Source organism: Novosphingobium sp. FW305-C-111, from assembly GCF_058783565.1.
Map to the genome: position 1 here is coordinate 175,793 of NZ_JBYSYP010000003.1, position 14,879 is coordinate 190,671.

Annotated in this window: 13 protein-coding genes; 6 read left to right on the forward strand and 7 right to left on the reverse strand. The window is 67.5% G+C overall.

What is annotated here, in order from left to right; translation table 11 throughout:
* Nucleotides 1-25: 25 nt before the first annotated feature.
* From AC3WLD_RS05040 to AC3WLD_RS05060, 5 genes are read right to left on the reverse strand one after another with little or no spacing between them, the layout of a single operon-like run.
* Nucleotides 26-1,003 (reverse strand): NADPH:quinone oxidoreductase family protein, encoded by a 978-nt coding sequence (locus tag AC3WLD_RS05040; protein ID WP_492555837.1) that lies wholly within the window; start codon nt 1,001-1,003, stop codon nt 26-28.
* Nucleotides 1,000-1,743: an SDR family NAD(P)-dependent oxidoreductase gene (locus tag AC3WLD_RS05045; protein WP_492555838.1), complete on the reverse strand. Its 744-nt coding sequence runs from the start codon at nt 1,741-1,743 to the stop codon at nt 1,000-1,002. The genes AC3WLD_RS05040 and AC3WLD_RS05045 overlap by 4 nt, the downstream gene beginning before the upstream one ends.
* Before the next feature lie 47 nt (nt 1,744-1,790).
* The gene (locus AC3WLD_RS05050) at nt 1,791-3,077 is read right to left on the reverse strand and encodes an acyl-CoA dehydrogenase family protein (protein WP_492555839.1); all 1,287 of its coding nucleotides are present in this window, start codon (nt 3,075-3,077) and stop codon (nt 1,791-1,793) included.
* A 15-nt stretch (nt 3,078-3,092) separates the two neighbouring features.
* A complete protein-coding gene (locus tag AC3WLD_RS05055; protein WP_492555840.1) occupies nt 3,093-4,151 on the reverse strand; it encodes a phosphotransferase family protein in 1,059 nt (352 codons plus the stop codon).
* Nucleotides 4,148-4,606: a MarR family winged helix-turn-helix transcriptional regulator gene (locus tag AC3WLD_RS05060; protein WP_492555841.1), complete on the reverse strand. Its 459-nt coding sequence runs from the start codon at nt 4,604-4,606 to the stop codon at nt 4,148-4,150. Before AC3WLD_RS05060 ends, AC3WLD_RS05055 begins: the two co-directional genes overlap by 4 nt.
* Before the next feature lie 215 nt (nt 4,607-4,821).
* On the opposite strand from AC3WLD_RS05060, the gene AC3WLD_RS05065 reads away from it, so the two are divergent.
* Both AC3WLD_RS05065 and AC3WLD_RS05070 read left to right on the forward strand, forming a co-directional pair.
* On the forward strand, nt 4,822-6,399 hold the full coding sequence (locus AC3WLD_RS05065; protein ID WP_492555970.1) for a beta-helix domain-containing protein: 1,578 nt from the start codon (nt 4,822-4,824) through the stop codon (nt 6,397-6,399).
* Between the two features lie 82 nt (nt 6,400-6,481).
* Entirely contained in the window at nt 6,482-9,223 is a 2,742-nt protein-coding gene (locus AC3WLD_RS05070; protein WP_492555842.1) for a TonB-dependent receptor domain-containing protein, read from the forward strand.
* A 45-nt stretch (nt 9,224-9,268) separates the two neighbouring features.
* Here the strand turns inward: AC3WLD_RS05070 and AC3WLD_RS05075 are convergent, their stop codons facing one another.
* Nucleotides 9,269-9,706 (reverse strand): CHRD domain-containing protein, encoded by a 438-nt coding sequence (locus AC3WLD_RS05075; protein WP_492555843.1) that lies wholly within the window; start codon nt 9,704-9,706, stop codon nt 9,269-9,271.
* Nucleotides 9,707-9,798: 92 nt separating this feature from the next.
* Nucleotides 9,799-10,821 (reverse strand): SAM-dependent methyltransferase, encoded by a 1,023-nt coding sequence (locus tag AC3WLD_RS05080; protein ID WP_492555844.1) that lies wholly within the window; start codon nt 10,819-10,821, stop codon nt 9,799-9,801.
* A gap of 172 nt (nt 10,822-10,993) precedes the next feature.
* Here AC3WLD_RS05080 and AC3WLD_RS05085 point away from each other — a divergent pair, with 172 nt between their 5' ends.
* Genes AC3WLD_RS05085 through AC3WLD_RS05100 form a run of 4 tightly spaced genes read left to right on the forward strand, consistent with a single transcriptional unit; the run spans nt 10,994 to nt 14,867 of the window.
* Nucleotides 10,994-12,325 carry an NAD(P)/FAD-dependent oxidoreductase gene (locus tag AC3WLD_RS05085; protein ID WP_492555845.1) on the forward strand — a complete coding sequence of 444 codons (1,332 nt, stop codon included), beginning with the start codon at nt 10,994-10,996 and terminating at the stop codon, nt 12,323-12,325.
* A complete protein-coding gene (locus tag AC3WLD_RS05090; protein ID WP_492555846.1) occupies nt 12,322-13,071 on the forward strand; it encodes a DUF1365 domain-containing protein in 750 nt (249 codons plus the stop codon). The genes AC3WLD_RS05085 and AC3WLD_RS05090 overlap by 4 nt, the downstream gene beginning before the upstream one ends.
* A gap of 45 nt (nt 13,072-13,116) precedes the next feature.
* A complete protein-coding gene (locus tag AC3WLD_RS05095) occupies nt 13,117-13,749 on the forward strand; it encodes a TetR family transcriptional regulator (protein ID WP_492555847.1) in 633 nt (210 codons plus the stop codon).
* 47 nt (nt 13,750-13,796) lie between these two features.
* Nucleotides 13,797-14,867 carry an acyl-CoA dehydrogenase family protein gene (locus AC3WLD_RS05100; RefSeq protein ID WP_492555848.1) on the forward strand — a complete coding sequence of 357 codons (1,071 nt, stop codon included), beginning with the start codon at nt 13,797-13,799 and terminating at the stop codon, nt 14,865-14,867.
* Nucleotides 14,868-14,879 lie beyond the last annotated feature (12 nt).

Below are 14,879 nucleotides of genomic sequence, written 5' to 3' on the forward strand. Positions count from 1 at the left end.
CCGAATTTCTTGTACCCGGCCCGCGTCAGTCCATGGTCAGGACAATCCGCCCGGCGCTGCGGCCGCTGGCCGCGTCAGCCATCGCGGCGGCGAAGTCCGCGAGCGGGTAGGCCCGGGCGATCGCGGGGCGGAGGATGCCGGCGGCTGCCAGCTCGAACACCCGCGCCCGGTTGGCCGCGCTTTTATCGGGTTCGAACACCCCGAACTGGCGGATGTCCACGCCGACGAGGCTTGCGCCCTTGAGCAGCGGCAGGTTGGTGCGCAGCGCGGCGATGCCGCCGGGAAACCCGATGACGAGGTGCCGCCCGCCCCAGCCGAGGCAGCGGAAGGCCGGGTCGGTCGCCTCGCCGCCGACGGGGTCGAACACGACATCGACCGGTTTTCCGCCGTTCGCGGCCTTGACTGCCTCGCGCCAGTCGGCGGCGCGGGCATCGACTGCGGCATCGGCTCCGCCGGTCTGCGCCAGCGCGCGCTTTTCGGGGGAAGAGGCCGAGGCGATGACAAACGCACCAAGGTGCTTTGCCACCTGAACGGCGGCGTAACCGGTCGCGCCGCCTGCGCCCAGCACGAGTACGGTTTCGCCCGCGCGGACCTGGCCCCGATCGACCAGCGCGTGCCATGCGGTGGCGTAGCTGACCGGAAGCACGGCCGCCTCGACGAGGCCGAGGCCCGCCGGGATGGGGGTGAGGCCCTTGCGGGGCAGCACGATTTCCTCCGCGAACAGCCCGCCCCAGTTGCTGCAGACGACAGCGTCGCCCACCGCGAGGTCGGTAACCTCGGCGCCGACCTCGGCGACGATCCCCGCGCCCTCGCTGCCCGGAACGAACGGCAGCGGCGGCTTGACCTGGTACTGGCCGGCGGCGGTGAGCACATCGACATAGCTGATACCCGCGGCTTTCAGCCGGACGCGGACCTCGGCGGGACCGAGGACCCCCGCAGGCATGTCGCGCAAGGCATAGCTTTCGGGCGGCCCGAATGCATCGGCGACGATCGCAAGGCTCATTGCTGGCCGCCGTCCACCCGCAGCAGCGTGCCGGTGGTATAGGACGAGGCCGGGCTCGCCAGCATCAGCGCGGCGGTGACGATCTCCTCCGGATAGCCGGGGCGGCCCAGGGCAACCGGCTGCTTCTCCCGCTTCTTCGGGTCCCACGCCTCGGCAATGTCGGTGAGGAACGGGCCGGGGCTGATCGTGTTGACGCGCACTTTCGGCGCGTATTCGCGGCACAGCGAAACGGTCATCGCGTTGAGTGCGGCCTTGGCCGAGCCATAGGGCACAACCTGCGGCAGGGCCATCAGCGCCCCCGACGAGGAGATGTTGATGATGCAGCCGCCGTCACCCTCGCTCATCCGGTGCGCGACCTGGCTGGCGAGGCGAAACGGTCCCTTGAAGTTGAGGTTGAGCACCGAATCGAACAGGCTCTCGCTCATTTCGTGGCTCGGGCAGGGCGGGCTCATCCCGGCATTGTTGATGAGGATGTCGACCCGGCCGAACTCGCCATAGGCCGCCTCTACCAGCGCATCGCAATCGGCCCAGCGACCTGCGTGCATCGAGAACGCCATCGCCTTGCGGCCCAGCGCCCGGCATTCGTCGGCCACGGCTTCGCAGTTCTCGAGCTTGCGGCTGGCGACGATCACGTCCGCGCCCCTCTCGGCCAGCGCCTTGACCATGCGGTAGCCGAGCCCGCGCGAGCCGCCGGTGACAAGCGCGACCTTGCCGGTGAAATCGAACAGCGGGTCCATCATCTGCCTCTCCAAGTCTTTTCGGTAGTCTGGCTGCGAGCGGCCACGGGTCAAGCCCGGGCCGTCGCGGCAAAGCGGGTGGGGATGTGCTCGCCGGGGAACAGGCCCGCCTGCTCCGGTCCACGCTTGAGCAGGGCCTTGGCGACCTGCGCCTTGTGAACCTCGGTCGGCCCGTCGACGAGGCCGAGGCTGGGGACGCCCGCCCACCAGTCCGCCAGCGGCAGTTCCAGCGTCACGCCGAGACTGCCGTGGAGGTGGATCGCCCGCTGGATCACGTCGTGGTAGACCTTGGGCATCTGCACCTTGCACATCGCGATCAACGTTCGCGGGGAGACAGCGGTGGAGCGGCCCGCCTCCGCCTGGTCGATGGTCCAGGCGGTCTTCATCACCAGCAGGCGGTATTGCTCGAGTTCCATCCAGCTGTCTGCGATCATGCCTTGCACGAACTGATGCTCGGCCAGCAGCTTGCCTTGGGTGCGGCGCGAGTTGGCGCGCTCGACCATCATGTCGAGCGCGCGCTGGCACTTGCCGACGGTGCGCATCGCGTGGTGGACCCGGCCGCCACCTAAACGCGCCTGGGCGACCTTGAAACCTTCGCCGGGGCCGCCGAGCATTGCGTCGAGCGGCACGCGGACCTTCTCGTAGCGGATGTAGGCGTGCGTCCCGTCATCCTCGCCGCGCGAGTCGCCGATGGTCTGGATGTTGCGGAGGATGTTTACGCCCGGCGTGTCGGTCGGAACGATGAACATGCTCATCCGCCCGTGCGGCGGGTTGTCCGGGTTGGTGACCGCCATGACGATGAGAAACGCGGCAAAGCGGGCGTTGGAGGAGAACCACTTCTCGCCCTCGATCACCCATTCGTTGCCTTCCTGCCAGGCGCGGCAGACGAACTCCTTGGGATCGGCTCCGGCCTGCGGCTCGGTCATCGAGAAGCACGAGACGATGTCGCCGTCCATCAGCGGCTTGAGATAGCGGGCCTTCTGCTCCTCGGTCCCGAACATCGCGAGGATCTCGGCGTTGCCGGTGTCGGGTGCGGCGGTGCCGAACACCGTCGGCGCCCAATATGACCGGCCGAGGATCTCGTTCATCAGCGCGAGCTTGACCTGGCCATATCCGGGTCCGCCGAGGTGCGGCCCGAGGTGGCAGGCCCACAGGCCCCGGCGCTTGACCTCGTCCTGGAGCGGGCGGATCGCGGCGCGGCTCGTCGCATTGGCGACATCGTAGGGCGCGCCGTGGCCGGGGAAGCGCACGTCGAGCGGTTCGACCTCGCGCTTCACGAAGTCGAGCATCCAGTCGAGCTTGTCCTGGAATTCGGGTTCGGTCTGGAAGTCCCACATCGTCTCTCTCCGTGATTATCCGGCCTTGCGGGCCATGTCCTCGGCCCGCGCGAACGCGGCGCGGACCAGCTTGTCGAAGAACCGCCCGGTTTCGGGCGACATCATGCCCACGCTGCTCTGCGCGACCTTGTATTCGAGGATGCAGCCGCTCTTGTACGCGGCGAGCACGCAGAAATAGTCGAAGCTGGCGAGGTCGCGGCCGGTGCCGGCGGCGTAGTAGCGGGCGAGCTCCTGCCGCGTCGGGAAGTTGGCGACGTTGTAGAGCCCGGCCTCTATGCGTGCGTCCGGCTGGTCCTCGTCGCGCAGCCGCCCGGTGAACCACGCGAGGTCGAGCAGCGGATCGCCGATGGTCGAGAGCTCCCAGTCGATCAGGGCGGTGAGGCGGGCGGGGCGGTCGAACGCGAACAGCGCGTTGGGGGTGCCGACGTCGCCGTGCATGATCCCCGCGCGAAAGTCGCCGGGAACATTGGCGCGCAGCCAGTCGCGGGCATAGGCAAAGCCCGGAAGCTCGCGCCATTCGCTGCCGTAAAGATCGGGATAGGAGCGGATCTGCCCTTCCCAGCGGTCGACCTGACGGGCGAGGAAATTGTCGGGCTTGCCCAAGCCTTCAAGTCCGACGGCCTTGTAATCGACGTTGGCGAGCGCGACGAGACCGTCGACCATGGCATAGGCGATGCCGTACTCGCTGGGCGCGGTGTCGAACGGCGGGCGGTGCCAAATGCGCTCGTCCGTGAGTTCGGCGGCCCAGCCAGGGACGCGTTCCATCACATAGAACGGCGCGCCGATCACCGCGGGGTCGGCGCAGGCAGCATGGCAGTGCGGGTGCGGAACGGCGGTGCCGGCCAGCGCGGTGAGCACGCGGGCCTCGCGCAGCACGGTCTTCTCGCTGCCCGGCGGCGGCACTGCGGGCGGGCGGCGCAGGATCACGTCGCCTTCGCCGCGGTTGAGGGTGAGGATCACGTTCGACGTGCCGTTGTGGATCTGGCCGACCTTGAGAGGGCCGCTGCCAAGGTCGGGCAGGTGGGCGTCGAGCCACGCGGTCAGCGGCTCGATCGGCGCGACGTCTGCGGTCACGATGCCCGTTCCTTGAGAAAAGCCTCGATCCCGGTGCGGATCGCATGGAGCCGGTCGGCTGCATCGGCGAACGCGCTGGCCTCGATTCGCTCGAGCAGCGCGGCGCTCACGGCGACCGAGCGGCGATGGTCAGCGGCCTTGAGCCTGCGCCCGGTTTCCGTCGGCACGAGCAGCGAGGCGCGCTTGTGGTCCGGGTTTTCGGCGAGTTCGGCGAGGCCCAGCTCGACCAGGCGGTTGGCGGCGCGCTGGACGACCTGGCGTGGGTGACCCAGGCTGCGGCCGATCTGCGCGACGGTGGTCGGGCGCTGGGCGTTGGCGATGGCGGTGAGCACGGTCAGCTCCATCTCGGCGAGGCCGGCTTGCGCCCGCGCCTCCTCGAACAGCGCGCGGATGCGGCCGCGCAGCCGGGCGACCTCGTCGGCGAAACGGGAGAATTCGTCGAGCTCGCGGATCATGACACATCGGTGTCAAATTGGAACTCTGCTGTCAACGCGTCTTCGCTTGCTAAGTCGCAAGTCCGTCACGATTATGCAATAAAACTGCAATCAAAACAGAAGTTTGAATGTAAATAAACTGTCACCGGCAAGTCCTACTTCGCGGCTGCACAAGTCGAATCGTCGAACACCTGGCGGCGAAAAGAAGGGGACTTATCGTGATTAGCCACAAGAGCATGATCCTGGCCGGCTGCGCCGCTTTCGCCCTGACGGGCTGCGGGCCCAGCGACATCGCCTCGCCGGGCAGCGGCGGCAACGTGACCATCAACTATCCCGCGCCGACTCCTACGCCGACTCCCACGCCCACTTCGGCCCCGACCGTGACGCCGGCCTCGGGCTGTCCGACCATCGCCGACCCGCAGGGCCTGACCGATGCGGGCACGATCTCCGGCCCGACCGGCACTTACCGCGTCTGCCAGCTGCCGAGCACGATCAAGAGCTCGATCAGCCTGCCCAAGATCTCCGGCCTGCTCTATTCGATGAACGGCCGCGTCAACGTCGGCTGCGACGGCGGGTTCAACGCCCCCACCGCCGGCTCGCCGGTGACCTCGACCACCGCCGGCTGCACCACCGCGCTGACCGCCGACACCAACGTCACCCTGACGATCCAGCCTGGCGTGATCCTGTTCGGCAACACCGGCCAGTCGTGGCTCGCGGTCAACCGCGGCAACAAGATCAATGCAGTCGGCACCGCCACCGCCCCGATCGTGTTCACCAGCCGCGACAACGTCCTCGGCCTCAACGACGACACCTCGCAGGGCCAGTGGGGCGGCGTCGTGCTGATGGGCCGCGCCCCGGTCACCGACTGCAACGTCGGCACCGTCGCCGGCGGCACCTGCGAGCGTGACACCGAAGGTTCGGCCGACCTCGCCCGCTTCGGCGGCAGCAACGCGGCCGACAATTCGGGCCGGATGAGCTTCGTCCAGATCCGCTACTCGGGCTTCGTCCTCGGCGCGGGCCGCGAACTCCAGGCATTGACCACCGAAGGCATCGGTTCGGGCACCGTGCTCGATCACATCCAGTCGCACAACAGCTCGGACGACGGCGCCGAGTTCTTCGGCGGCTCGGTCAACCTCAAGTACTATATCGCCACGGGCGCGGACGACGACTCGATGGACGTCGACACCGGCGCGCAGATGAACGTGCAGTACGCGATGCTCCTGCCGCGCGCGACCAAGGGAGACGCGCTGTTCGAGATCGACAGCAACGGTGCCGAAACCGATACCCCGCGCACCAACCTCAAGGTCAGCAACTTCCTCGCGATCCAGTCGCAGACCAGCGCCGATAACGAATCGAACGACCAGGCGGTGGCGCTGTTCCGCGGCAACTCGGACGTCACGCTCGCCAACGGCATAATCCTTGCGCCGAACAACGAATGCATCCGCATGAACGGTTCGGGCGCGACCCCGGCGACGCTGACCGCGCGCTCGGTCGCCATGCAGTGCAACAGCACCAAGTACATCGGCACCGGCAGCTACACCGCCGCGCAGGTGCAGGCGGCGTTCGGTGCGGGTTCGAACGGCAACAGCGACACCTTCTCGCCGACGCTGACCGGGCTCTTCATCAACGGTGCGAACGAGACGGCCCTGAGCGCCTTCAACGTCACGGCTCTGTCGAGCTTCTTCTCTGCCACGACTTATGTCGGCGCGGTCCAGAACGCTTCGGACACCTGGTACGCCGGCTGGACCTGCAACAGCGCAACGGCGAACTTCGGCTCGACCTCGACGGCCTGCACCTCGCTGCCGACGACCTGAGCCGCGGCTGCCTGACCACACCAACGGGGCAGCCACCAGCGTGGCTGCCCCGCCTTGCATGAAGACCCGAGGGGGACATCCGATGACTTTCCGCCCGCGCATCCTGTGCGCCGCGCTCCTGACCACCGCGCTCGTCTCGCCGGCGCTGGCTTTCGCCCAGCCGGTCAGCGACGAACCCGCGGCGGAGCCGGTCGATACGGTCGCCGCCGACCAGGCCGAACCGCCGGCCGAGGGCGAGGCCGCGCCGCAGGACATGGCGGCCGCCGAGCAGCCGCAGGAACAGGTCGAGGTTTCGGCCCCCGGCGCGGAGATCGTCGTCACCGGCCAGCGCGACCGCAACGTCGCCAAGGCCGCCCCGCAAGTGATCAGTGTCCTTTCCAGCGCCGACATTGCACGCACCGGCGAAGGCAACATCGCCGGCGCGCTCGGCCGCGTCACCGGGCTCAGCGTGGTCGGCTCGGGCTTCGTCTATGTCCGCGGGCTGGGTGACCGCTACTCGCTGGCGCTGCTCAACGGATCGCCGCTGCCGAGTCCCGAGCCCTTGAAGCGCGTCGTCCCGCTCGACCTGTTCCCGTCGAGCGTGATCGCCTCGTCGCTGGTGCAGAAGAGTTATTCGGCGAACTACCCGGGCGAATTCGGCGGCGGCGTCATCAACCTGACGACCAAGGCCGTGCCGAAGGATCCGTTCCTGTCGATCGGGTTCGGCGTTTCGGGCGACACCGAGACCACCGGCCAGCTCGGCTACACCTACTATGGCAGCGGCAGCGACTGGACCGGCTATGACAACGGCCCGCGCAGCACGCCCCCCGCGCTCGCCGCGTTCCTCGCCTCGGGCCAGCGGATCTCGTCGGGCACGGTCGATACCAAGGCGATCGCGGCGCAGCTCGTCACCGGGCGCAACTCCGCGCTGCAGCGGTGGAACAACATCCCGGCCAACTTCTCCGCCTCGCTGTCGGGCGCGAAGTCGTGGGACATCGGCGCGACCAACCTCGGCCTGATCGCCGCGTTCGGTTTCAGCAACAAGTGGTCGACCAAGCAGCCGCGCCAGCAGCGCTCGCTGACCGCCGACCTTTCCACCATCGAATCCGATTTCCTCGGCCTGAACACCGAAAACCGGGTGGTTGCCAACGGCCTGGTCGGTGTCGGGCTCGAGTTCGGCGACAACAAGATCCGCTGGACCAACCTCTACATCCACGACACGCTCAAGCTCGCGCGGTTGTCGCTGGGCCAGACGAACCAGACCACCGTCGACCGCATGCGCCAGAACACCGCGTGGTACGAACGCCAGCTGATCGACACCCAGATCGTCGGCGAGTTCAAGATCACCCCCGACGTCAGCCTCGACCTGCGCGGAGGCTACGCCAACTCCAAGCGCAAGGCCCCGTTCGAGCTCTACTACGAATACCTGCGCAGCAACGCGGCGGCCGATCCGCTCGGCGCGTTCTTCGTCAACCGCCTCAACAACGGCAACGGCGGCGACGCCAGCGTGACGTTCTCGGACCTCAACGAAGACCTGTGGTCGGGCAGCGGCGACCTCACCTGGCGGACCAGCCCGGCGCTGTCGGTGACGGTCGGCGGTGCGTACTCGGACACGACGCGCACCAGCTCGCGCCGCCAGTTCCAGTTCCTCGCGCCCGCGATCTGCGAAGGCGTGCCGCAGAACCCGGCGTCGTGTCTGCCTGCGGGCGTGACCCTGCTGCGTCCCGACTACCTGCTCTCGCCGAGCGTCATTAACACCTTCGGCATCGGCCTGATCGAATCCGACGAAGGCAACCCGGCGTTCCTCGCCAAGCTGGAAAACGCCGCGGGCTATGCCAAGGCCAACTGGCAGATCGCGGAAGGCGTGACGCTCGATGCCGGCGTCCGCTATGAATGGGCGCGCCAGACGGTCGATCCGATCCAGGTTTTCACTGTCCCGGGTGCCTCGACCGCCGGGACCGCGCTGACCAAGGGCTACTGGCTGCCGGCCGCCACGCTGACCTGGGAAGTGCGCCCGCAGATGCAGGTCCGCCTCTCGGGCTCCAAGACCATCGCCCGCCCGCAGTTCCGCGAGCTGATCAACCAGCCGTACTACGATCCCGAAAGCAACCGCGAGTATCGCGGCAACCCGTTGCTCGTCGACAGCCAGCTCTATAACGGCGAGGCGCGGTTCGAGTGGTACTTCGCGCCGCAGCAGCGGTTCTCGGTCGCGGGCTTCTACAAGCGGATCGACAAGCCGATCGAGGCATTCCTCAACAGCAACTTCACCACTTCCTATGCCAACGCCCCGCGCGCGGAACTCTATGGCGTGGAAGCGGAAGTGCAGAAAAACTTCAGCCTCGGCGATTCCGGGTTCTTCGCGCCGCGCAAGCTGGTGGTGATCGGCAACTACACCTTCACCCAGTCGAAGCTGAAGGTGCGCCCGGGCGATCAGACGCAGGTGTTCGGCGCGTTCTCGACCGCGGCGAGCGACTATTTCACCGACGGCGCCAGCCTCACCGGCCAGTCCGACCATATCGTCAACGTGGAGCTCGGGCTGGAGAACGAGGACAAGCTGTCGCAGCAGACGATCCTGCTCACCTACGCCAGCAACCGCGTGGTCAGCCGGGGCGTGATCGGCTCACCGCCGCAGCCCGATGTGTTCGAAAAGCCCGGCCTGCGCCTCGATTTCGTCGCGCGCGAGGGGATCAAGGTCGCCGGGACCGAGGTCGAGCTGAAGTTCGAGGCGCGTAACCTGACCGGCCAGAAGCATGAGGAATTCCAGCAGTCGGGCGCGAACCGGATCACCATCAACACCTACGACGTGGGCCGTTCGTTCAGCCTGTCGGCGTCGGTGAAGTTCTGAAACGGGCCTCGCCCCGGCAAAAAGACCGGGGCGAGGCTTGTCAGATCAGAACTGGCCGCGGATCGAACCCGTGGTGGTGTCGATCTGGACGTAGTAGCTGCCCGGATTGCGATCGAACGAGTCTTCGAGCCACTCGCTGCGGTTGACGCAGTTCTTGTAGTCGCCCTCGCCCGAGGTGGTCAGGGTCAGCACCGCCGGACCGGTCGCGCCGGGGGCGCCGCGATTGATCGTCGCGCGGGTCACGCTGCCGACATTGCGAAGATCGTTGATATCATAGCAGATCTGGTCGAGCTTGTCGGCCACCGTCAGCTCGGCGGTGGCATATCCGTCGGCATCGCGATTGGCACCGACGACCTGCGAGGCATCGAGCGTGGCCCGATGCGTTCCGGCGATGGCCTCGACCACGGTTTCACGGACCGTGGTGCATCCGCCAAGCGAACCGCCAACGAGCGCGACGGTGGTGAGAAGTAGAAGATTTTTCATGGTGTTGCTCTTTGCTTGAGCCCACCCGTTTCCCAAGCGGCGACCGTGCCGCACTAACCGTTCGATGACGCGGGGGTTCCTGAAACGCGGATTCAGGTCGGCGCGAGCCGGTAGTGCCCGACACCCCACTCGCGGCCCCTCGCATGACCCCACAGGCCCTCGGTAGCGAGGTAGAACAGCCGCCAGCGCCGGCCCCACAGCGCGGCATCGCGGCCATAGACCTCGCGCAGCACGACATCGATCTCACGGCGGTTGGCGTCGAAATTCTCGAGCCACTGGCGGGCAGTGCGCTGGTAGTGGGTGCCGTTCCACCACCACTGCTCCTCGACATCGAAGCTTTCGCGGAAATGCTGGACGAGGCCATGGCTCGGCATGATCCCGCCGGTGAAGAAATGCTGGGCAATCCAGTTCGAACTGTCGGCCGGATCGAATCGATAGGGGTGGGAGCGGTGCGCGAAGACGTGGAGGAACAGCCGCCCGTCCGGATGGAGCCAACCGCGCACCCTACGCAGCAGCTCGGCCCAGTTCGCCATGTGCTCGAACATCTCGACAGAGACCACCCGGTCGAAGCGGCCCTCGGGTTCGAACGCGTTCATGTCCGCAGTGATGACCGTGACGTTGCTAAAACCGCGCGCCCTGGCCTCCGCTTCGATATGCTGGCGCTGCGGGGCGGAGTTGGAGACAGCGACAATCTCAGCGCCGGGGAACCGTTCCGCCATGGTGAGGGTCAGCGAGCCCCAGCCGCAGCCTAGTTCGAGAATTCTCTGGTGATCTTCCAGCGCGGCGTGGGAGACCGTCTGATCAAGCGCCAGCATCTCCGCCTGGGCGAGTGTTTCCTGCCCGGTCGGGTACCAGCAGCACGAATACTTGCGCCGCGGCCCGAGGGTCAGCTCGAAGAAACGCGGCGGCAATTCGTAATGCTGCTCGTTGGCCTCATCGGTGAACTGTGCGATCGGAAAATCCGCCATGTTCCTGGCAAAAGCGGCTTCGTCCGCCTCGATGTCCCAGAACGAGCGGGCGCGCTTGCCGCAGAACCGGTCGATCGCGGTGCGCACCAGCGGATCGGGCAGGGGCATCGCCTCGGCCAGGCGGGTGGCCGCCGAAAACAGGCTCATCGCGCCAAGGATCCTTCGTCGTTCACCGCTCCGCCTTGCCTATTCATCCACCACTCTGCTGTGATTTTTCGAACAGCGCCGCGCGCTGCGACAATATACAACGCTGCGATATATGCGTAATTCGGCTCGAGCGGGAATCGGATCGGCAACTTCCGGGGGGAATTTCGCCACAATGGATGCTTTTGTCGGTGATGATGCGCGCGGGCTCGACATCGCGGTGGTCGGGAGCGGCATCGCCGGAATGTCGGCGGCGTGGCTGTTGTCGCAGCGCCACCGCGTGACCCTGCTCGAGGCGGACGGGCGGATCGGCGGACACAGCAACACGCGCGTCGTCGGCGGAACCCCGGTCGATACCGGCTTCATCGTCTTCAACCAGGACACATACCCCAACCTGACCGCGCTGTTCGATCACCTTGGCGTGCCGACCCAGCCGACCGAAATGAGCTTCGCCGTCTCGCTCGATCGGGGCCGGCTCGAGTATTCGGGGAATCTCTCGGGCCTGTTCGCGCAGCGCCGCAACCTGCTGAAGCCCCGGTTCTGGTCGATGCTGCGCGACCTCGTGCGGTTCTATCGCAATGCCCCGCGCGACCTGCCGGAGATGGGCGACAAGGGGCTGGGCGACTATCTCGACGGGCTCGGCTGCGGGGCGGCGTTCCGCGACGACCACCTCTATCCGATGGCGGCGGCGATCTGGTCGACGCCGGTGGACGACATACCCCACCATCCGGCAGCAGCATTCGTCAGGTTCTGCGAGAACCACGGTCTGCTTAAGCTGCGCGGCCGGCCGATCTGGCGGACGGTGAGCGGCGGGAGCCGCGCCTATGTCGATCGGCTGACCGCGCCCTACGCCGATCGCATCCGCACCGGGTGCCGGGTCAAGGCCGTGCGCCGCCGGTCCGACCACGTCGAGATCGTCAGCGCCGCCGGGACCGAGCGGTTCGACCATGTCGTCATCGCCGCACATGCCGACCAGGCGCTGGCAATGCTCGCCGACCCGTCCGCCGAGGAAACCCGGCTGCTTGGCGCCTTCGGCTATCGCCGCAACGAGGCGGTGCTCCACTCCGACTCGGCGCTGATGCCGCAAAGGCGGCGGGTGTGGTCGAGCTGGAATTACGCTTCGGAAGGCCGCAACGCGGCGCGGCGGCTGTCGGTAACGTACTGGATGAACCGGCTGCAGTCCTTGCCCGAGGAGCAGCCGCTGTTCGTCACCCTCAACCCGGTGCGCGAGCCGGACCCGGCGCTGGTCCATGCGCGGGAGGTTTATTACCACCCCGTGTTCGACGCGGCCGCCGGCGCGGCGCAGCGCGCTCTGTGGTCGCTCCAGGGTGCGGCGCGGACGTGGTTCTGCGGTGCGCACTTCGGCGCAGGCTTCCACGAGGACGGGCTGCAATCCGGGCTGGCGGTGGCCGAGCAGCTGGGCGGGGTGCGGCGGCCGTGGGACGTGGCAGAAGAATCGGGCCGAATCCACGTCGATGCCGCCCCGCGCCTGCTCGAGCCGGCGTGAGCACCGGCGGCTCCGCGCTCTACCTTGGCCGGGTAATGCACCGGCGCCTGCGGCCGCGCGTGCACGCCTTGCGCTACCGGATCTTTTCGCTGCTCCTCGATATCGACGAACTCGATGCGCTGGCGGCGCGGCTGCGGCTGTTTTCGCTGCGCCGGTTCGCCTTGGCGAGCTTCCGGAAACAGGACGTCGGCGACGGCAGCGGCGACTTGCGCGGTTTTGTTGCGCGGCAGGTCGAAGGTGCCGGATTGAGCTTCGCGCCCGGCCGCATCCGCCTGCTGACGATGCCGCGCATATTCGGCTTCGCGTTCAACCCGCTGACCACCTGGTTCATCGAGGACGAGGGCGGTACGCTCCGCGCCATCCTGTACGAGGTCAACAACACCTTCGGGGAGCGGCATCACTACCTGCTTCCCGTGGCAGGGGAGGGTGCTGTCCGGCAGTCCTGCGCCAAGGCGTTCCACGTCTCGCCCTTCATCGCGATGGACATGGCGTATCGCTTTCGTGTCGTCCCGCCGGGCGAGCGGCTGATGATCGGGATCGAGGTGTCGGATGGGCAGGGCGTCCTGCTCGGCGCGGTCCACACCGCCGAACGGCGCGAACTGACCGACGCGGCGCTGGTGCGCGCGGCGGTTTTGCTGCCGTTCGTGACGGTCAAGGTCGTCGCTGCGATCCTTTGGGAGGCGGCTCTGCTGTGGCTGAAGCGGGTGCCCGTCGTGCCGCACCCGCGCAAGGCGGCGCGCAGCTGACACGACTGCTTGCAATTGCCGCCGCTTGCGAGTCCATTGCACGCCGTGGCCGATTACTCCGCTCCCCGTCGCGCTCCGCGCGAGAACAGCCGCGAGGCACTGCTGGACGCGGCCAGTGCACTGATGCGCGAGCAGGACACGATCGAGATCGGTATCGTCGAGATCGCCGCGCGCGCGGGGGTCAACCACGCCATGATCCGTTATTTCTTCGGCAGCAAGGAAGGGCTGCTGTTCGCCCTGCTCGACCGCGAGGTGGAGCGGCGGATCAGCCAGCTCGACCGCCTGTTCAAGCTGGAGGTGACGCCCACCGAACGCATGCGGATCCATCTCACCGGCATCCTCGACACCTATTTCGACATTCCCTGGCTCAACCGGCTGATCCAGGTCATGGTCCGCAAGGCCGACCCGGAACGGGTGCGCCACATAGCCGATGAGCTGCTGATCCCGATTGCGGACGCTCAGGCGCGGATCATCGAAGAGGGGGTTGCTGCAGGGCAGTTTCGCGGGGTCGACCCCAAGCTGTTCTACTTCAACACCATCGGCGCGGCCGACGGACTCTATTCCAATCGCTTCACCATGACCGCCGTGTTCGGCGGCTTGCCGGGAGCCGACCTGCAGCTCCATATCCGGTACCGCGACCAGACGGTCGATACGCTGATGCGCGGCTTGCTTCTCTGAACGCGTTTGTTATCAGGACTGATAACTGACCGGCCGGGAGAGCACTGGTGAACCTCGAACTCGACGAAGACCTGCGCCTTCTGGCCGACAGTGCGGCCGGCTGGCTCGCCCAGCATCTTCCGTTCGACCGTCGCCGCGAACAGCGCGGCGGGGCGGCGATGCGCGGCTTCTGGGACGAGATCAACGCTGCGATGGGCCTTGCCGGGGCGGGCTTGCCGGAGGCGTGGGGCGGCTTCGGTCGCGGGGCCGAGGCCCATCTCGTCGTCATGGAAGCACTTGGCGGGGCGCTCGCGGCGACGCCGTACATCGAAGGGCCGGTGACTGCCGGCACCCTGCTCGAACGTCTCGGCGGCCAGGAAACGCTGGGGCGCGATCTGGCGGCCGGCAAGGTCGTCGTGCTGGCGTGGGAAGAGGAACAAAGCCGCGGAGACGCGCTCTCGATCCGCACCGAGGCGCGCCTTGACGGGTCAGGGTGGCGCCTTGCCGGTACCAAACGCGCCGTGCGCTGGGCGGCAGAGGCCGACTCGGTGCTCGTGACCGCGATGACGCCCGACGGGCCGGGCGTCTTCCGCCTGACCGGTGTCGTGCCGCTCCGGACCTATCGACTGATCGACGACCATCCCGCTGCCGATGTCGTGCTCTCGGATACTCCCGCCGAGCTGATTGCCGCGGGGAACGGTGTCGCCGCCGCGATCTCCGCGGCCGTCGACGCGGCAACGGCGGCGGTCTGTTCGGAGGCGGTCGGGCTGATGCGGACGATGCTCGCCGACACCATCGACTACACGAAGCAGCGCACCCAGTTCGGGCAGGCGCTGGCCTCGTTCCAGGTGCTCCAGCACCGCATGGTCGACATGCGCATCCACGTCGAGCAGAGCGCCGCGGCAGCCCTGCTGGCGGCGCTGCGGGGCGGTGATCCGGCGGCGGTCTCGGCGGCCAAGGCGCAAGTCGGCGAGGCGGTGCGCTATGTCGGCCAGCAGGCGGTCCAGCTCCACGGGGCGATGGGGCTGACCGAGGAGCTGCGCGTCGGTCACTACTTCCGCCGCACCACCGCGATCGAGAACCAGTTCGGCGACGTCGACGCGCACGTGGCGCGGTACCGCAATCTCAAGCTTGCTTGAGGTTCGGGTGCG